17 protein-coding genes, 1 riboswitch and 1 other annotated feature are annotated in these 17,102 nt (G+C 54.3%); of the genes, 3 read left to right on the plus strand and 14 right to left on the minus strand.

All coding sequences use genetic code 11. The annotated features are described in order from the left end of the window. Positions 1 to 57 precede the first annotated feature (57 nt). The gene (locus tag NH461_RS04865; protein ID WP_261602131.1) at positions 58 to 453 is read right to left on the minus strand and encodes an H-NS family nucleoid-associated regulatory protein; all 396 of its coding nucleotides are present in this window, start codon (positions 451 to 453) and stop codon (positions 58 to 60) included. Between the two features lie 369 nt (positions 454 to 822). Beyond that, a riboswitch (Lysine riboswitch) is annotated at positions 823 to 1,006 on the plus strand. A gap of 98 nt (positions 1,007 to 1,104) precedes the next feature. Between NH461_RS04865 and NH461_RS04870 the strand changes: the two genes are divergently transcribed. Beyond that, positions 1,105 to 2,706, plus strand: a complete 1,602-nt coding sequence (locus NH461_RS04870) for a Na+/H+ antiporter NhaC family protein (RefSeq protein ID WP_261602132.1) — start codon at positions 1,105 to 1,107, stop codon at positions 2,704 to 2,706. A 136-nt stretch (positions 2,707 to 2,842) separates the two neighbouring features. After that, positions 2,843 to 3,421, plus strand: coding sequence for a thymidine kinase (locus tag NH461_RS04875; RefSeq protein ID WP_261602133.1), 579 nt, complete (start codon positions 2,843 to 2,845; stop codon positions 3,419 to 3,421). A gap of 133 nt (positions 3,422 to 3,554) precedes the next feature. Here NH461_RS04875 and hisIE read toward each other — a convergent pair whose 3' ends face one another. The 13 genes from hisIE to NH461_RS04940 all read right to left on the minus strand — a co-directional run bounded on the left by hisIE (position 3,555) and on the right by NH461_RS04940 (position 15,109). Continuing rightward, complete coding sequence (gene hisIE, locus NH461_RS04880) at positions 3,555 to 4,181, minus strand: bifunctional phosphoribosyl-AMP cyclohydrolase/phosphoribosyl-ATP diphosphatase HisIE (protein WP_261602134.1); 627 nt, start codon at positions 4,179 to 4,181, stop codon at positions 3,555 to 3,557. After that, positions 4,178 to 4,951 (minus strand): imidazole glycerol phosphate synthase subunit HisF, encoded by a 774-nt coding sequence (gene hisF / locus NH461_RS04885; protein WP_261602135.1) that lies wholly within the window; start codon positions 4,949 to 4,951, stop codon positions 4,178 to 4,180. Before hisF ends, hisIE begins: the two co-directional genes overlap by 4 nt. Positions 4,952 to 4,969: 18 nt before the next feature. Then, positions 4,970 to 5,704, minus strand: coding sequence for a 1-(5-phosphoribosyl)-5-[(5-phosphoribosylamino)methylideneamino]imidazole-4-carboxamide isomerase (gene hisA / locus NH461_RS04890; protein WP_261602136.1), 735 nt, complete (start codon positions 5,702 to 5,704; stop codon positions 4,970 to 4,972). 35 nt (positions 5,705 to 5,739) lie between these two features. Then, positions 5,740 to 6,378 carry an imidazole glycerol phosphate synthase subunit HisH gene (hisH, locus tag NH461_RS04895; protein WP_261602137.1) on the minus strand — a complete coding sequence of 213 codons (639 nt, stop codon included), beginning with the start codon at positions 6,376 to 6,378 and terminating at the stop codon, positions 5,740 to 5,742. After that, positions 6,378 to 7,448, minus strand: a complete 1,071-nt coding sequence (gene hisB / locus NH461_RS04900; RefSeq protein ID WP_410000093.1) for a bifunctional histidinol-phosphatase/imidazoleglycerol-phosphate dehydratase HisB — start codon at positions 7,446 to 7,448, stop codon at positions 6,378 to 6,380. Before hisB ends, hisH begins: the two co-directional genes overlap by 1 nt. 27 nt (positions 7,449 to 7,475) lie before the next feature. Further along, the gene (gene hisC, locus NH461_RS04905; RefSeq protein WP_261602837.1) at positions 7,476 to 8,522 is read right to left on the minus strand and encodes a histidinol-phosphate transaminase; all 1,047 of its coding nucleotides are present in this window, start codon (positions 8,520 to 8,522) and stop codon (positions 7,476 to 7,478) included. An 8-nt stretch (positions 8,523 to 8,530) separates the two neighbouring features. Continuing rightward, positions 8,531 to 9,856, minus strand: a complete 1,326-nt coding sequence (hisD, locus tag NH461_RS04910) for a histidinol dehydrogenase (RefSeq protein WP_261602138.1) — start codon at positions 9,854 to 9,856, stop codon at positions 8,531 to 8,533. A 4-nt stretch (positions 9,857 to 9,860) separates the two neighbouring features. Next, on the minus strand, positions 9,861 to 10,757 hold the full coding sequence (gene hisG, locus NH461_RS04915; protein WP_261602139.1) for an ATP phosphoribosyltransferase: 897 nt from the start codon (positions 10,755 to 10,757) through the stop codon (positions 9,861 to 9,863). 39 nt (positions 10,758 to 10,796) lie between these two features. Next, positions 10,797 to 10,935: a sequence feature (His leader region), on the minus strand. Between the two features lie 369 nt (positions 10,936 to 11,304). Continuing rightward, positions 11,305 to 11,487 (minus strand): hypothetical protein, encoded by a 183-nt coding sequence (locus tag NH461_RS04920; RefSeq protein WP_261602140.1) that lies wholly within the window; start codon positions 11,485 to 11,487, stop codon positions 11,305 to 11,307. Between the two features lie 248 nt (positions 11,488 to 11,735). Next, positions 11,736 to 12,257 carry a YchJ family metal-binding protein gene (locus NH461_RS04925; RefSeq protein ID WP_261602141.1) on the minus strand — a complete coding sequence of 174 codons (522 nt, stop codon included), beginning with the start codon at positions 12,255 to 12,257 and terminating at the stop codon, positions 11,736 to 11,738. Between the two features lie 3 nt (positions 12,258 to 12,260). Further along, the gene (locus tag NH461_RS04930) at positions 12,261 to 13,487 is read right to left on the minus strand and encodes an EAL and HDOD domain-containing protein (protein ID WP_261602142.1); all 1,227 of its coding nucleotides are present in this window, start codon (positions 13,485 to 13,487) and stop codon (positions 12,261 to 12,263) included. Positions 13,488 to 13,837: 350 nt separating this feature from the next. Continuing rightward, entirely contained in the window at positions 13,838 to 14,569 is a 732-nt protein-coding gene (gene lpxH, locus NH461_RS04935) for a UDP-2,3-diacylglucosamine diphosphatase (RefSeq protein WP_261602143.1), read from the minus strand. A 42-nt stretch (positions 14,570 to 14,611) separates the two neighbouring features. Further along, positions 14,612 to 15,109, minus strand: a complete 498-nt coding sequence (locus NH461_RS04940) for a peptidylprolyl isomerase (protein ID WP_261602144.1) — start codon at positions 15,107 to 15,109, stop codon at positions 14,612 to 14,614. 420 nt (positions 15,110 to 15,529) lie between these two features. Between NH461_RS04940 and cysS the strand changes: the two genes are divergently transcribed. Further along, a complete protein-coding gene (gene cysS, locus NH461_RS04945) occupies positions 15,530 to 16,912 on the plus strand; it encodes a cysteine--tRNA ligase (protein WP_261602145.1) in 1,383 nt (460 codons plus the stop codon). Positions 16,913 to 17,102: the final 190 nt, after the last annotated feature.

The raw sequence follows: 17,102 nt of genomic DNA on the forward strand, positions 1-17,102 counted from the left end.
GAATACAAAAAAGCCTGGTTCACACCAGGCTTTTTTTACGATAGCGATTATGGAAAATTAGATTTCAAAATCTTCCAGAGATTTACCTTCGTCCAGGGCTTTTTTCAGCGCAGAAGGCGTACGACCTTGGCCGGTCCATGTTTTCTCTTCACCGTTTTCGTCGATAAACTTGTATTTGGCCGGGCGCGCAGCACGCTTTGTTTTTGGTGCTTTGCTCAGCGTGGCCAGCAGTTCTTCTGGATCGATACCATCAGCCATCAGCATTTCACGGTATTGGTTCAGTTTATCCTGACGCTCTTTTTCTTTTGCCAGCTCTTCAGCTTCTGATTCTTCACGCTCAGTCACAACTGTTTGCAGCTTTTCCAGTGCTTCTTGAAGTTGCTCCAGTGTATATTCACGAGAAAGTGCACGCAGGCTGCGCAGGTTCAATAGTGCTTTCATTGCATCAGACATTTTAATTTTCCTGTTGGCATCAACTATTTTTAATAATAATAGCAGTCAAAAAACTATAATTGCAATAATAATACTTTTAATCACCTGATGCCAAACAAAATATTGAGCCTTGAATTCAATTTCCTTATTTCGCTTTTCTGATCCTCATTTTTAATAAATCGGGATGAAGATCTTCATCCCATGGTCGGAATATTCAGGTGGCAGTCAGGTTATTTTATTGCCACGTGTTTCATATTCTGTTTCTTGGCCATGATTGATTTTTTGATTAATTATTGCACGATGCGGCAAAATTATTCACTAATGTTGTTAATTTTTTCATTTTAACTTGTTGCAAATACACGCTGAGTGCGTAGAATTGACCATTCCTTGACTAAGGGTAGAGGCGCATTGTCTAAAAGTAGCTGGTTGGAGGGTGATTCCGACGAGAGCCAGCAAAAGGAGCCAATGCCGAAGTAAACCAGGCTTATCAAACCGGTTTGCTGGGGTTGTCACCGAATAGGGGCAACACTGCCATAGTATATAATTACATTAACTATGGAGCGCTACTGTGGGGTCCGGAATAAGGCTCGTCCTTTTCTAATGCTCTTCTCTCACGGCAACGTGCCGTGTTCAGCAGTAGATCTCCAACCAAGTTCGGTTGTCATAGAGATCATGAATATCATCGATTTTTCACATTCCTCTCTTTCGTTGTTGCCGCCATTGGTCGCGTTGGGCCTGGCGATTCTGACACGTCGTGTACTCGTTTCATTAGGTTTTGGTGTGCTGCTGGGCGCTTTGTTGCTGACGGATTTTTCCGTCGCGGCGACTGCGGGCTATATCGGCACCACTGCCAAAGGCCTGTTTATTGATGACGGGGCGATCAATAGCTGGAACATGAGCATTGTCGCTTTCCTGGTGCTGCTGGGGATGATGACGGCATTGCTGACCTTGTCCGGCGGTACCCGTGCCTTCGCTGAATGGGCGCAAACCAAGATCAAGAGCAAACGGGGCGCAAAATTGCTTGCGGCTTTTCTGGGCGTCTTCATTTTTGTCGATGACTACTTTAATAGCCTGGCCGTTGGTTCGATCTCCCGTCCGGTGACCGATCGTTTCTATGTTTCCCGTGCCAAACTGGCGTATATCCTGGATTCCACTGCGGCACCGATGTGTGTCCTGATGCCGGCATCGAGCTGGGGCGCTTATATCATTACGCTGATTGGCGGCATTCTGGTATCGCATGGTGTGACAGCTTATTCGCCGCTGAGTGCATTTGTGCAACTGGCGCCGATGAACTTTTATGCCGTTTTCGCGCTGCTGATGGTGTTTGTAGTGGCCTGGTTCCAGCTGGACATCGGTGCGATGAAAAAGCATGAGTTGCAAGCCTGTCGCGGCCATGGCTTTGACGAAGGTGATGATGACAGCATGGCTCGTGATCTGAATGACGAGCTGGACATTGAAGAGAGCGAACACGGCCGTGTCGGCGATCTGGTGATGCCGATTGTGATGCTGATCCTGGCAACCTTCTTCTTTATGATTTTCACCGGCTACCAGACCCTGTCGGCCGATGGCCAGGCGTTCAATATCCTGGGCGCGTTTGAGAACACCGATGTCGGCACGTCACTGGTGTACGGCGGGATTGTCGGCCTGATGGCCTCGCTGGTGCCGGTATTCCGCCAGCGCCTGGCGGTGGGTGATGTTGCGCAGACAATGTGGATTGGTGCCAAGTCAATGTTCGGGGCGATTCTGATCCTGCTGTTCGCCTGGAGCATCGGTAGCGTGATCAGTGACATGGCGACGGGTAAATACCTGTCGACGCTGGTTCAGGGCAACCTGAATCCAATGCTGTTGCCGGTGATTTTATTCCTGCTGGCCGGACTGATGGCATTCTCGACCGGAACTTCTTGGGGCACCTTCGGCATCATGCTGCCGATCGCCGGTGATCTGGCGGCGGCAACAGAGATTGCGTTGATGTTGCCGATGCTGGGCGCGGTGCTGGCTGGTTCGGTGTTTGGTGACCACTGTTCGCCAATTTCGGATACCACGATTCTGTCCTCGACGGGGGCGCGTTGTCACCACATCGATCATGTCTCGACGCAGCTGCCTTATGCGCTGTCTGTTGCCCTGGTCTCAGCCATCGGCTTCTTGGTGCTGGGCCTGACCAGCTCTGTGGCGGTGGCCTTTATGGCGGCGCTGATCAGCTTTATTCTGGTCTGTTTAGGCCTGTTGTGGCTGGCTCGCCGACCGAGTTCTGCGGCGGTTAAACTGAAAAACTAACCGCTGGCACTGCACATCTCTCATCCGATAAGCCCGCAGCTACTGCGGGCTTTATTGTAACTGGGCTGCGGTACTTTTATTTCGACGCGGTTTTCTGTAGGATTCTGCCAGTTTTTTGCCTGAGACGGGGAGCCGAATGGCCCAGATGTATTTTTATTACTCTGCAATGAATGCGGGTAAATCGACGACATTACTTCAGTCATCCTTTAATTATCGGGAGCGTGGGATGACGCCGGTGATTTTCACTGCGGCCATCGATGATCGCTTCGGGAAAGGCAAAGTGAGTTCCCGGATCGGGCTGGAAGAAGAAGCGGAACTGTTCGGCGATGACGATGATTTATATGCCCGGTTGCAGGACATGGATGCCACCCAGAAAATTGACTGTGTGCTGATTGATGAGTGCCAGTTCCTGACCAAAAAACAGGTCTACCAGCTGACCGAAGTGGTCGATAAACTGAATATTCCGGTGTTGTGTTATGGCCTGCGCAGCGATTTCCGCGGTGAGTTGTTTGAAGGCAGCCAATATCTGTTGGCCTGGGCTGATAAGCTGGTCGAGCTGAAAACCATCTGTCACTGCGGTCGCAAAGCCAATATGGTGATCCGGATGGACGAACACGGCCGCGCGATTGCTGATGGTGATCAGGTGGTAATTGGCGGCAATGATCGCTATGTGTCGGTTTGCCGCACTCACTATAAAGAAGCGCTGGAGCGATAAGCCGCCCCCAGTATTTGTCATAAAAAAGCCTGAGTTGAACTCAGGCTTTTTTGATCCCGCTCGTCCGGACTGCTTATGGATAGTCTCGGGCGTTTATGGGTAATCTCGGGCGCTTATGAATAGCATCGGACGCTTATTGATGGCGCTCCTGGAGCTTGGCCATGACATCGGATAGGGACAGGCCCTGATCCTGCAGCAGCACGATCAGGTGATACAGCAGATCGGCTGATTCACACACTAGCTCCGCCTTGTCACCCGACGTCGCCGCAAGTGCGACTTCAACCCCTTCTTCGCCCACTTTCTGCGAAATACGTTTGGTGCCACGGGCGTAGAGGCTGGCCGTATAGGAAGAATCAGGATCGGCATGCTTACGCTCAGCCAGCACCTGTTCCAGTTGATGAAGAAACACCAGTGCCGGTTGTGTTCCGTTGCCGGTCAAGGGGGCATTGGTGTCAAAACAGGTCGGGGTCCCCAGGTGACAGGTCGGGCCGACCGGGGTGGCCGTCACCAGCAGAGTGTCCTGATCACAATCGACCCGGATACTGTCGAGTTGCAGCACATTGCCCGAACTCTCCCCTTTCGTCCAGAGCCGATTTTTAGAGCGGGACCAGAAGGTCACCTGACGGGTTTCCAGGGTTTTGGCCAGCGCCTCATCATTCATATATCCCAGCATCAGCACCTGTCCGCTGGTCGCATCCTGGATCACAGCCGGGATCAGGCCGCCGACTTTTTCCCAGTTTATGTTTGTTGTCTGGTTCATTGCCGGACCTCCACACCTTGTTGTTTCAAATATGTCTTCAGTGCATCAATATTGATGATTTGTTTATGAAAGACCGACGCTGCCAGCGCGCCGTCCACATTGGCCTGATGGAACGCCTCGGCAAAATGGATCATTTCTCCCGCGCCACCGGAGGCAATCAGCGGCACATGGCAGACTTTGCGGACCATGTTGAGCTGATCAAGATCGTAGCCGTTGCGGACCCCGTCCTGATTCATCATATTGAGCACAATCTCACCGGCGCCGCGACGCTGAACTTCCTCAACCCAGTCTTTGGTCTCCCAGCGGGTAGCTTGAGTGCGTTTCTCATCCCCGGTGAATTGGTAGACCTGATACTTGCTGCTTTCGGCATCAAAGTATGAGTCGATACCGACCACAATGCATTGGACGCCGAATTTATCGGCCAATTGGGTGATCAGGTTCGGATCCGCCAGGGCCGGGGAGTTGATGGACACCTTGTCGGCACCGAACTGTAAGATCCGGCTGGCGTCGTCGGCGGATTTGATCCCGCCGGCAACGCAGAACGGAATATCAATGACTTCAGCAACCCGGGCAACCCAGCTTTTATCGACCACCCGGCCGTCGCTGGACGCGGTGATATCATAAAAGACCAGCTCATCGGCGCCTTCTTCGGCATAGCGTTTGGCCAGCGGGACGATATCGCCGATGATTTCGTGGTTGCGAAACTGGACGCCTTTGACGACCTGGCCGTCCCGGACATCCAGGCAAGGAATAATACGTTTGGCTAACATGTGACTTCTCTCCGTTGGTTAGCTGTTCCAGCGCTGGAATGCCTGCTCGGCACTGAATTTACCATCCAGCAAGGCGCGGCCGACGATCACCCCGGCGACCCCGCTGCCTTTGAGGGCGGCGATGTCGTCCAGGCTGCCGATGCCGCCGGAAGACTGAAAGTCGATTTGCGGGTAGCGGGCACACAGGTCGATATAGAGGTCGACATTGGAGCCGGCCAGCGTGCCGTCGCGGGAAATATCGGTGCACAGGACATGTTTCAGGCCGACGGTCAGAAAATCTTCCAGCAACGCTTCAATGGTGACGCCGGAATCTTCCTGCCAGCCGGAGACCGCGACATGGCGGTTACCCGCATCGTCAATGTTGACATCCAGCGCCAGAACAATGTGCTCCGGGCCGTATTTTTCCATCCAGCTTTTGACCAGTGCCGGTTGTTTGACCGCGGTGGAGCCGATCACCACGCGCTGGGCACCGGCATCCAGCAGATCGGCCACGTCCTGCTCGGTGCGAACGCCACCGCCGATCTGGATGTTGGCCGGGGTGCTTTGCAGCAGGGCTCGGATCAGATCCAACTGGCGGGCCGAGGTATCTTTCGCCCCGGTCAGATCCACCAGGTGCAACCAGTTGGCACCAGCCTGATGGTAGTGCCGGAACTGCTCGGCGGGGTCGACTTTATACTCTGTGACCTGGCCATAGTCGCCCTGAAACAAGCGAACAACCTGGCCATCAATTAAATCAAGTGCGGGAATAATCATCTTCAATCCTTTTGATATCGCGCTGTGTCACTCAGTCACATCGTTAAAAAGTTTTTGATCAACTGGGCGCCGGCCTTACTGGAGCGCTCCGGGTGGAACTGAACGCCGTAATAGTTCCCGCTTTGCACGGCGGCACTGAATGGCTGCCCGTATTCACAGCGCGCAATGGTGTATCCGGCCGGGGCCTCTGCGTCAGATACCGGCATGGCATAGCTGTGAACAAAGTAGAAATAGCTGCCTGCCGGAATATTGTTGAACAAAGGATGTCCGGCGACCGGGGTGATGGTATTCCAGCCCATGTGCGGCAGTGGCAACTCGCCGGTCTGCATTTTTTTCACCGGCGCGTCACACAAACCCAGGCAGGTCACCAGCTCGCTCCCGCTCTGGCCATGTTCTTCTGACAATACTCCGAGCAGTTGCATTCCCAGACAGATCCCGAGCATTGGTTGTTTGATCTGCTTGATCAGTTCAATCAGATCGCGATCGCGCAAATTCTGCATTGCTTCACTGGCGGTGCCGACGCCGGGCAGAAACAGTTTGTCTGCCGCTAGCACCACCTCCGGATCCTTGCTGACCGTCACCTGGTAGCCCAATCGCTCAATGGCGAAGCGCACCGAGGAGACGTTGGCGCAGCCGGTATCGATGATGACAATACGCTGAGAATTGGTATCCATTACAGCACTCCTTTACTGCTCGGTAGCTCGTTGCCTTCAACCCGGATCGCCTGACGCAGGGTGCGGCCAAAGGCTTTGAACAGGCTCTCAACAATGTGGTGATCGTTGTCACCGGTTGATGAAAGGTGCAGGGTGCAGGCCAGCGTATCGGTCAGCGAGCGGAAAAAGTGCGACACCATTTCGGTGGACAGATCGCCGACCTGATCGCGACTGAACTTGGCCTCGAACTTCAGGTACGGGCGGCCGGACAGGTCCAGTGCGCATTGGGCCAGGCATTCGTCCATTGGCAGGCTGAAGCCGAAACGGCCGATACCGCGTTTGTCACCCAGGGCTTCTTTCAGCGCCTGACCCAGGGCCAGCGCCGTGTCTTCGACGCTGTGGTGATCATCGATGTGGAGGTCGCCGTCCACGCTCAGTTCCAGACGGAAACCGCCGTGGGTGGCAATCTGATCCAGCATGTGATCAAAGAAGCCCAGTCCGGTCTGGATCTGATTGCCGCCGGTCTCATCCAGGTTCACTTTCACCCGGATGTTGGTCTCTTTGGTGGTGCGGACTACTTCGGCGATCCGTGGGTTGGTGGTGAGATCTTTGACGATCTGTGGCCAGCCCATGGTTTGCGGGTTGTACTGGATCCCGCGGATCGCCATGTTGTCTGCCAGTTGCAGATCCGTTGGGCGATCGCCGATCACGGCCGAGTGCGCGAAATCAACCCGGCCTTTCTGGAGGTAATCTTTCACCATGCCCAGCTTGGGTTTGCGGCAGCTACAGTTATCTTCCTCGAAGTGCGGGCAGATCAGCACGTCTTCGAATTTGACTCCTTGCGAGGAGAAGATCGCCATCATCATATTGTGCGGCGCATCAAAATCGGGCTGCGGGTAGCTATCGGTTCCCAATCCGTCCTGATTGGTGACCATCACCAGTGTATAACCGGCCTCCTGAAGCTGGAGCAGCGCCGGAATAACGAACGGCTCCAGCTGGAGTTTGTCCAGCCGATCGACTTGAAAGTCGACCGGCGGCTCGACAATCAGGGTGCCGTCACGGTCGATAAAGAGTATTTTTTCCTTGCTCACAATTTCTTCCTTCGATGTTAATCCGGCTTAGCGCTGGCTCAGTTGCTTGCGAATAAAGGCCAGGGTTTTCTCACATTCATCCCGGTTTCCGACACTGATGCGGATGCAGTTTTCGATCGGTGAGCGGCGCAGAATGATGCCGTGCTCCCACAGGGCGTTAAACAGGCTGTCGCCGTCCGGGAATTTCACCAGCAGATAGTTGCCGTAGCCTTCAAAGACGGTCACACCGTCCAGCATGCTGAGCCCGGCCTGGAGGTAAGCGCGGTTGGCGTTCAGATCCAAGACCTGGAATTTGGTTTTTGCCAGTCCGGCCGGAGCAAGTGCTTGCACCGCGATGTCGCTGACCGGAACAGGCACCGGGTAAGGGGCGATGATCTTCAGCATCAGTGCGATAATTTCCGGGCTGGCCAGCGTGAAGCCGCAGCGCAGCCCGGCCAGAGCAAACGCTTTGGACAGGGTGCGCAGGATCACCAGGTTCGGATAGCGCTCGAGCAGATCGACGGTGGACGCTTCCGGGCAGAAATCGATGTAGGCTTCATCCATCACCACAATGGCCTTGTCGGCGGTCATGTCCAGCAGGGCTTCGATATCGCGGCGGTCGATCAGGTTGCCGGTCGGGTTGTTGGGGCTACAGACGAACACCAGCTTGACGCGGTCCAGGTTGTCCCGGATGGCCGGCAGATCGAGCTGCCAATCTTCGGTTAACGGGACCGCTTTGGTTGCAATATCAAATGTCTCAGCGCTGATGGCATACATCCCGTACGTGGGCGGACAATAAAGGATGCTGTCAGTGTTGGGCTCACAGAAAGTCCGGATCAGCAGCTCGATGCCTTCATCGGCACCCCGGGAAGTCAGGACTTGCTCGGCCGAGACCTTGGCATAATCGGCATAGGCCTGGATCAGTTCCTGTGGTTGGCAGGTGCTGTAGCGGTTGAGCCGATCGCATTGCAGCTTGTATTCATTGGCAAACGGCGATTCATTGGCGTTGAGCCAGATATCCCCGCTCCCCCCGAGGCGGCGGGCAGATTGATACGGGGTCAGGTTGCGGACCGTTTTACGGGCAAGTTTTGCAATCGTCATGGTTAGGCTTCCTTGGCCGGCGACAAATCGTCCGGCTGAGCTTGTTGTAATTTTTCAATCCGAATCGTCACGGCCCGTTTGTGGGCATCCAGGCCTTCGGCTTCAGCCATGGTAACGACCGTGGGGGCCAACTGCTGCAAGCCGCTGGCCGATAATTCCTGGACGGTCATACGCTTCGAGAAATCTGCCAGCCCGAGGCTGGAATAGGTGCGAGTATACCCGTAAGTCGGCAACACGTGGTTGGTTCCTGAGGCGTAATCGCCCACGGATTCCGGTGACCAGCTGCCGAGGAAGATGGAGCCGGCATTGTCGAGTTGAGATACCAGTTCACGCGGGTTACGGGTCTGTACAATCAGGTGTTCCGGACCATAGTGGTTGGAAATTGACACGCACTGGGTGAGGGTATCGGCAATGATCAGCAGGCTTGAGCCCAGCGCCTGGCGGGCGATGTCGGCGCGGGGCAGCGCTTTCAGTTGCTGCTGAATGGCATCGGCGACCCGATCGGCCAGGCTCGGATCCGGCGTGACCAGCACCACCTGGGAGTCGGGACCGTGTTCGGCCTGGCTCAGGAGATCGGCGGCAATGAAATCGGGATCCGCGGTGGCGTCGGCGATGACCAGCACTTCGGACGGCCCGGCCGGCATGTCGATCGCCGCACCGCGAAAATCGTTGCTGACCTGGCGTTTGGCTTCGGTGACATAGGCGTTGCCCGGGCCAAAGATCTTATCCACCTTGGTGACGCTCTCTGTTCCATACGCCATGGCAGCGACAGCCTGGGCGCCGCCGACGTTATAGACTTCATCAATCCCGCACAGTTGGGCGACATAAAGGATTTCATCGGCAATCGGGGGCGGCGAGCACAGCACCACTTTGCGGCACCCGGCGATCTGGGCCGGCACGCCGAGCATCAGTACGGTGGACGGTAGCGGCGCACTGCCGCCCGGGATATACAGGCCCACCGAATTGATGGCACGGGTGATCTGTTCGCAGACCACGCCGGGTTGGGTTTCCACTCTGAGTGGCGCTGGCTTTTGTGCCTTGTGAAACGTCTTGATATTCCGGTATGCCTGTTGCAGTGCCTGCTTCATCTCATCGCTGAGGCGTGCTGCGGCGGCTTCGATTTCATCCTGGCCGACGCGAATGTTCGCCGGGCGTACCCGGTCGAATTTTTCAGTCAGATCCAGCAGGGCTTCATCGCCGCGCTGACGGACATCGTCGATGACACCGGTGACGGTGGCTGAGATATCGGCGCCGGCGGCAATGGCCGGGCGCTGCAGGAGTGACTCGCGTTGCGCGTCGCTGAGGGATTGCCAGACTACAGTTTTCATCACATCACTCCATCATCTTCTCAATCGGTAGCACCAGGATTGAGCTGGCGCCGAGCGCTTTGAGTTGCTCCATGGTTTCCCAGAACAGGTTCTCGGCACTGACCAGATGAACGGCAACGCGCTGCTTGTCGGCGGCCAGCGGCAGAACCGTCGGATCTTCTGCACCCGGCAGCAGGGCGATAATTTGCTCCAGGCAGTCGGTCGGCGCGTGTAGCATGATGTATTTGGATTCTTTGGCCTGCAACACGCCCTGCATCCGGGTCAGCAGGCGCTCAATCAGGGCTTGCTTCTCGGCGCTGAATGCCCCGGGGCGCTGGATCAGCACGGCTTTGGAGCGCAGGATCACTTCGACTTCTTTCAGGCCGTTGGCTTCGAGAGTTGCACCGGTCGAGACCAAATCACAGATAGCATCGGCGAGGCCGGCACGTGGCGCAACTTCCACCGAACCGTTGAGTAGACAGTGACTGAACTTCACGCCCTGCTCATCCATGTAGCGCTTGACCAACTGCGGATAGGTGGTGGCAATGCGCTTGCCTTGCAGGTCTTGCGGACCGGTGTATTCGGCGTCTTTGTCGATCGCAATCGACAGGCGGCAGCCGCCGAAATCCAGCCGACGCAGCAGTTCATAGTCGCACGGCTCATTCAGAGCGGCGCGCTCAAGGCCGACTTCCTCGAGTTCGTTTTCGCCAATCACGCCTAAATCAACAACGCCATCCATGATCAGGCCCGGAATATCGTCATCACGGACCAGCAGCAGATCAATCGGCATGTTCTCGGAGTGAACGACCAGACGCTCCCCAATCAGGTTGAACTTCACACCGCAGCGGCGCAGCAGGTCCTGACACTCTTTGCTCAAGCGTCCTTTTTTCTGAATTGCGATTCGTAGTCGTTGTGTCTGCATTGGTATATCCCTGTATTCAATAATTTTTATGGCCTGAAAACGAAAAAGCCCTCGGAAGTAAGTTCTTCCGAGGGCCCTGAATTTGGTGGCTTCGATTGAGCGCTGGAAGAGTGTGTTGTCGTCTTCCAGAGTGAGGCGTATCCTCCCGAAAGACTAGTCAGGATGATGATGGTGATGATGTAGGCTAACCATATTGATACGCATAAATATTTACTCTGATTAAATCGTTATTTACTCGTTGCTTGTTATTCACACTAACCAAGCTGATTTCATTTTGCAACAGGATTTTTGCCGAAAGATAAAATTAAGTGAAATCTCTGTTGCACCGGGGGAACTTCCCGGGGCATGTAATTTTCCGGGGCATGGATTCAAGGAGGGTGGGCGGGCCCAGGTTTCCGGCAATATTGCTGAGCTGCCGGAAACCAGACTACGGGAGCAGGTTACGATGCTGCTAGAGCTAGAGCTAGAGCTAGAGCTAGAGCTAGAGCTAGAGCTAGAGCTAGAGCTAGAGCTAGAGCTAGAGCTAGAGCTAGAGCTAGAGCTAGAGCTAGACATAGATATCGAGCAGCCCTTTGCGGCGACGTTTTTTCGGTGGATCATGCGGATTGTTCTGGGTTTCCTTCTCGGGTTCGGCAACTTTTTGCTTGCGCTCGTCAATCAGGGAGGCTTGCGTCACTTTCTTCAGTTGTTTCTGCGCCGTCAGGGGCAGTCGTTGATTAGGGTGAATCATCTCACAGTCTCTTGTGGTGGGGTTGCTTGTTTTATCGACAATGCGGATGAAGGATTGAGTGAAAAATGACCAGTGGGCAGGGTTGAAAGGGAGAACTCAGAGATGGTCCGTAAAAACGGGTGCAAGTGAATGTAATGTCATATCGCGTTGGCGATGGAAGCATGTGTAGGCTAAGGAAGGGAAATGAAGGGGGATATGGATGGCGCCTGACGGGATCCTGCAGGCACCAGATCGTGTCGAAGGCCGGCTTAGCCGCAGCACTTCTTGAATTTTTTACCGCTGGCACACGGGCATGGATCATTGCGTCCGACCTTGTTGCTCGAGGCTGGCGTTGTAGCGGCCGGGATCTCAGGCTCACCAGCGTTCGGGTAGTCACCGTCGATGTAATACCATTGCTGACGCTCTCCGACGGGTTCGCGGACAAAGCGGGATTTTTCATGGAGGCAATAGGTCTCGTCACCGTCACGATAAGTGGCTTTGAATTCGACAAATCCCTCGCCGTTGTCAGCAATTTCGCTGCTGATCACTGCCAGTTCCAGCCACTCGCTGTGGACGGACTCTGCGATGGCGTCCCGGTGCTGTTCAGCTTCGCAGCTCGGATGATAGGTCGCAACGACAAAGTCAACCAGGCCCAGAACGTGAGCGCTGTATCGGGCGCGCATCAGTTGTTCCGGGTGCTGTGCGTGACACGGGTCGAGATGGACGGGTTGGCAGCAAGCCGATAGCGGTTGTTTGCTGCCACAAGGACAAAGTTGGGTGGATGTGGTCATGTATTATTCGGCGGATGCTTTCTCAATAAAGGAACTCCATTGTAAAGATTCCAGATAGAGTTCTGCAACGACAGATTCAGCAACCGACAGGGTATTACACAGTTCAGTGACCTGCTCCCAGTCGGCTTGATCATAGGCTTGGCTGAGCTTCAGCAGTGCGCCGAGCTGGCCTTGCTGGTGGATGACGGCATCTTTCACTTCTTCGCTCAGCGGCAGTTGGGAAATGAGCTCTTCGATGGGGTGATCGAGCAGGGAATCGAGCAGGGAAAAGAGCCCGGCCAGGAACGCCTGGCTGCCGGAGACGGCTGGCGATAGTTTTTTACTGAGCCGCTCGCAAAACTGGGCCCGCTGAACCGAAAGGCCGTACAGGGAGCGGGGCTTTCTTTCCGTTGCATGCGCCGTGGCGACAAAGCTGATAAAGCGACGCAGCCGCTCTTCGCCGAGGTAAACCAACGCCTGCCGGAAGGAGGTGATCGGTTTGGCCAGCGAAGAGGTCATGTTGTTGACATGACGCAGTAACTTGTAAGAGAGAGAGACATCATTGGCGATGATGGCCTCGACCGTCTTGTAGTCGACGTTATCCTGGCTGATTTCCTGGTACAGTCGCAGTGTCGTCAGCGCGCAGGGCGTGAGTGTTTTTCGCTGGATCATTTCCGGCCGGCTGAAGAAATAGCCCTGGAAAAAGTCGAATCCGGCTTCTCGGGCGGCCTCAAATTCCTCATGGGTCTCGACTTTTTCGGCCAGGAATTTCAGGTGCTCGACCCGCTCCCGCTGGCGACGAATAAAAAATCCGGCTTTGGCAATGGGAGTCGCCTGCACATCAAACTTGACGAAATGAACATACGGCAGGAAGCGGTTCCAGGCTTCACTGGGCACAAAGTCATCCAGTGCCAGCAGGTAGCCTTGCTGATGCAGCTCCATGATGGCTTCTAACAACTCATCCGTCGGCTCGCAGGTTTCCAGAATTTCAATGATGAAACTTTTTTTGGAGAACATCAGCGGGGTGCGTTGGATCAGGCTGCAATAGGGGAAATTGATAAACGCGAGTTTGCCCCCGGTGGCTTTTTTGGCACTGTGGGTGAAGAAATTATCGGCGAGCAACCGATTGGTTGCCAGCTCATCTTCAACATCGGGAAAACAATTGTTGGGACCATCGCGAAACAGCAATTCGTAACCAACGGTTTCTTTGTTTCTGTTCAGAACAGGTTGTCGGGCGAGGTATGAATGCATCTACGTTTTTGAATAATTGTGTTATACCGATGATCGCGGTGATTCTTAGGATAATGGCATTTGCATCAACCATACTACAAAAGTTTTTGCTGCCACGGCGTGATAAAACTAGCAAACTGAGTATACAGGCTAACGCGATTATCAGCCTTTTTCCGCATAAATTATCCCTTACGCTCCCAGTTGTGACAAGGTTTGTGATGTAAAGCGCCATTCTCGCGCAATTGGCTTGCGTCTATGGATTCAGCTGCGTGAGCTGGGTGAGGCATTTACGGCCGTGAACCACAAAGGTACGCGTGCGGTACCCTTGTGAGCACGGGGAAGGTGTGGGGCGCGGCAATCTCTGCGACAGGTTATGCCGGTGCAAACGTGCGGGTTTGCAGCTCGCATGTTTGCGGCGCGCAGACCAACACCGAGCCGTGATCGTACCAATCGCCCAGGACGATTCGCCGGGCTGGCTGGTCTTGCACCGTGAGCTGGTGGATAGCCGGTCGGTGGGTGTGACCGTGGATCATCGTGCTCACCTGATGCGCTGCCATGGCGTCCACGACGGCTGCCGGAGTTACGTCCATGATCGTTTGCTGTTTTTCCTGGTTTGCCGTGCTGCTGCTTTGGCGTAACCGGCTGCCGATACGGCGGCGCAGTGCCAGCGGCAGGCGCAGGAAGAGCCATTGAATCAGCGGATTGTGGACTTTCTTGCGGTATGCCTGATAGCCCTCATCCAGGGTACACAGGGTGTCGCCATGCAGGATCAGGGTTGGCTGACCGTACAGATCAATCACCGTATGCTCTGGCAGCAGCGTCACGCCGGTCTCGCGGCTGAATTGTTTTCCGACCAGAAAATCCCGGTTGCCGTGGATGAAATAGCAAGGGATGCCCGAATCGGTCAGCTGTTTGAAGGCGGTTTTGATTTGTTGATGAAACGGCGAGTGGTCATCGTCACCCACCCACATCTCGAATAAATCGCCCAGCACATACAGCGCATCGATCCCCTGTGTTTCCTCTTTCATAAAGGTCAGGAAGCAGTCGGTAATATCGGTGCGTTCGGCGCTGAGGTGTAGATCAGAAATAAATAATGTCGTCATAAGAAAGGAAGGGCGACCGGAAGGTCGCCCAGAGAGTAGGATTTACTCTTCGATGGTTACGTTGTTGATCACAACTTCTTCAACCGGAACGTCCTGGTGAACGTAACCCCAGTTGCCGGTTGCCACAGCTTTGATTTTGTTGACAACGTCCATGCCTTCAACCACTTCAGCGAAAACACAGTAACCCCAACCGTCCGGAGACTCTGATTTGAAGTCCAGGAATTTGTTGTCGTTGACGTTGATGAAGAACTGAGAGCTGGCTGAATGCGGCTCCATGGTACGAGCCATGGCCAGGGTGCCGACTTTGTTGCTCAGGCCATTGTTCGCTTCGTTCTTGATTGGCGCGCGTGTTTCTTTCTCAACCATGCCGGATGCCATGCCGCCGCCCTGGATCATGAAACCGTCGATCACGCGGTGGAACAGGGTACCGTCATAAAAACCGTCACGGCAGTACTGGAGGAAGTTCGCACATGTTTCAGGCGCTTTCTCTGTATTAAGCTGAATTTTGATATCACCGAAGGTGGTGTGAAGCGTTACCATGAGCTTGTCCTTTATGGAAGTCTACTGTTTTAAACATTGGATTCTAACTGACTAAGGCAAAGCGTCAATATGATCTGCGATCAATCACTTAGTGCAGAGAACCGAAGTGGAGGTTTTCTCGTCAGTTACCGGGTGCCATGAATCATTGTGGTTGAATATCAACCTGATGACGCGTCATCTGGTATAACTATAGGTGACTCGGGGATGAAACGGGAAATTCCGCAATCACGGCACCGTGTGCTGCTTTGCAGGATGGGGTGACGGGAGCCAGCTTGGCAGGGGAATCGCGCCGACGTTCGTTTCCGTGGATTGGCATCGGCGATGAACACCGATTTACCGCATTTTTCCTTGCCTTAACGGGTCATAACAGGTGTAATTACCTGTCTGAATGTAACCCCATAAAATGAGTAATTACGAGACATGTTAAAGATCTATAACTCGCTCACAAGACAGAAAGAGGAATTTCAACCCATCCAGCCTGGTAAAGTAGGCATGTACGTCTGTGGGGTTACCATTTATGATTTGTGTCACATCGGTCACGGCCGGACATTCGTCTCGTTCGATGTCGTTTCACGTTACCTGCGCTACTCAGGTTATGACCTGACGTTTGTACGCAATATTACTGATATTGACGACAAAATCATCAAGCGTGCGGCGGAAAACGGTGAAAGTTGTGACACCCTGACCGAGCGTCTGATCGGCGAAATGTATGCCGACTTTGATGCGCTGGGCATGAAGCGCCCGGATATCGAACCGCGCGCCACCGACTATATCGCTGAAATTATCGCGATGTGTGAGCGCCTGATCGAACGCGGCTTTGCCTACGTGGCTGATAACGGCGATGTGATGTTCGAAGTCAGCAAATACGACGAGTACGGCAAGCTGTCGAAACAAGATCTGGAGCAATTGCAAGCCGGTGCCCGGGTTGATATCGACACGGCCAAGCGCAGCCCGCTGGATTTCGTATTGTGGAAAATGTCTAAGCCGGGTGAGCCGACCTGGGAATCGCCTTGGGGACCAGGCCGTCCGGGCTGGCACATTGAGTGTTCAGCCATGAACTCCGCCATTTTGGGCGATCACTTTGATATTCACGGCGGCGGCTCGGATCTGCAATTCCCGCACCATGAAAATGAAATTGCCCAGTCTTGCTGTGCAAGCGGTGCCCAGTATGTGAATACCTGGATGCACAGCGGCATGGTGATGGTCGATCGCGAGAAGATGTCCAAATCCCTGGGGAACTTCTTTACGATTCGCGATGTGCTGGCGCATTACGATGCCGAAACCGTACGTTATTTCCTGATGTCCGGTCACTACCGCAGCCAACTGAACTACAGCGAAGAGAACCTCAAGCAGGCGCGTGCTTCACTGGAACGCCTGTACACGGCGCTGCGCGGGCTGGATAGCAGCGTGCTCGCACAAGGCGGAGACGCGTTTGTTACACGCTTTAAAGAAGCGATGGACGACGATTTCAACACCCCGGAAGCCTACTCGGTCCTGTTTGATATGGCCCGTGAGATCAACCGCCTGAAAGCGGAAGATATCGCGGCGGCTTCAGCACTGGGCGCGCAAATGCGTGAGCTGGCGGATATCCTGGGTCTGCTGAGCCAGGAGCCGGAAGCCTTTCTGCAAAGTGGCGCGGGCGCCGAAGAGGATGCGGCTGAAATTGAAGCGCTGATCCAGCAACGTCTGGATGCGCGCGCAGCCAAAGACTGGGCGGCTGCCGATGAAGCACGTGATAAACTGACCGCGATGGGGATTATCCTGGAAGACGGCCCGCAGGGCACGACCTGGCGTCGTAAGTAATTCAGCCGGATTTAATTTATCTTCTTGAAAACCGGAGCAAATGCTCCGGTTTTTTTATGCCGGTCCCGGGCCTAGAATAATAAATGTGAGGTCGGTCATTGTTTGAAGCAAACGTTGGCATCGATGTACAGAAAAGATCACATTTATGCCATGTTTCTGTCATGAATTTTTCGTAAATCATTATTATGTT

This window comes from Photobacterium sp. TY1-4 (genome assembly GCF_025398175.1).
Lineage (GTDB): Bacteria > Pseudomonadota > Gammaproteobacteria > Enterobacterales > Vibrionaceae > Photobacterium.

Excerpts from the sequence above, each read along its gene's own strand:
- NH461_RS04865 (WP_261602131.1), bottom strand. The coding sequence starts at position 453 with ATGTCTGATGCAATGAAAGCACTATTGAACCTGCGCAGCCTGCGTGCA.
- NH461_RS04870 (WP_261602132.1), top strand. The coding sequence starts at position 1,105 with ATGAATATCATCGATTTTTCACATTCCTCTCTTTCGTTGTTGCCGCCA.
- NH461_RS04875 (WP_261602133.1), top strand. The coding sequence starts at position 2,843 with ATGGCCCAGATGTATTTTTATTACTCTGCAATGAATGCGGGTAAATCG.
- hisIE (WP_261602134.1), bottom strand. The coding sequence starts at position 4,181 with ATGAACCAGACAACAAACATAAACTGGGAAAAAGTCGGCGGCCTGATC.
- hisF (WP_261602135.1), bottom strand. The coding sequence starts at position 4,951 with ATGTTAGCCAAACGTATTATTCCTTGCCTGGATGTCCGGGACGGCCAG.
- hisA (WP_261602136.1), bottom strand. The coding sequence starts at position 5,704 with ATGATTATTCCCGCACTTGATTTAATTGATGGCCAGGTTGTTCGCTTG.
- hisH (WP_261602137.1), bottom strand. The coding sequence starts at position 6,378 with ATGGATACCAATTCTCAGCGTATTGTCATCATCGATACCGGCTGCGCC.
- hisD (WP_261602138.1), bottom strand. The coding sequence starts at position 9,856 with ATGAAAACTGTAGTCTGGCAATCCCTCAGCGACGCGCAACGCGAGTCA.
- hisG (WP_261602139.1), bottom strand. The coding sequence starts at position 10,757 with ATGCAGACACAACGACTACGAATCGCAATTCAGAAAAAAGGACGCTTG.
- NH461_RS04920 (WP_261602140.1), bottom strand. The coding sequence starts at position 11,487 with ATGATTCACCCTAATCAACGACTGCCCCTGACGGCGCAGAAACAACTG.
- NH461_RS04925 (WP_261602141.1), bottom strand. The coding sequence starts at position 12,257 with ATGACCACATCCACCCAACTTTGTCCTTGTGGCAGCAAACAACCGCTA.
- NH461_RS04930 (WP_261602142.1), bottom strand. The coding sequence starts at position 13,487 with ATGCATTCATACCTCGCCCGACAACCTGTTCTGAACAGAAACAAAGAA.
- lpxH (WP_261602143.1), bottom strand. The coding sequence starts at position 14,569 with ATGACGACATTATTTATTTCTGATCTACACCTCAGCGCCGAACGCACC.
- NH461_RS04940 (WP_261602144.1), bottom strand. The coding sequence starts at position 15,109 with ATGGTAACGCTTCACACCACCTTCGGTGATATCAAAATTCAGCTTAAT.
- cysS (WP_261602145.1), top strand. The coding sequence starts at position 15,530 with ATGTTAAAGATCTATAACTCGCTCACAAGACAGAAAGAGGAATTTCAA.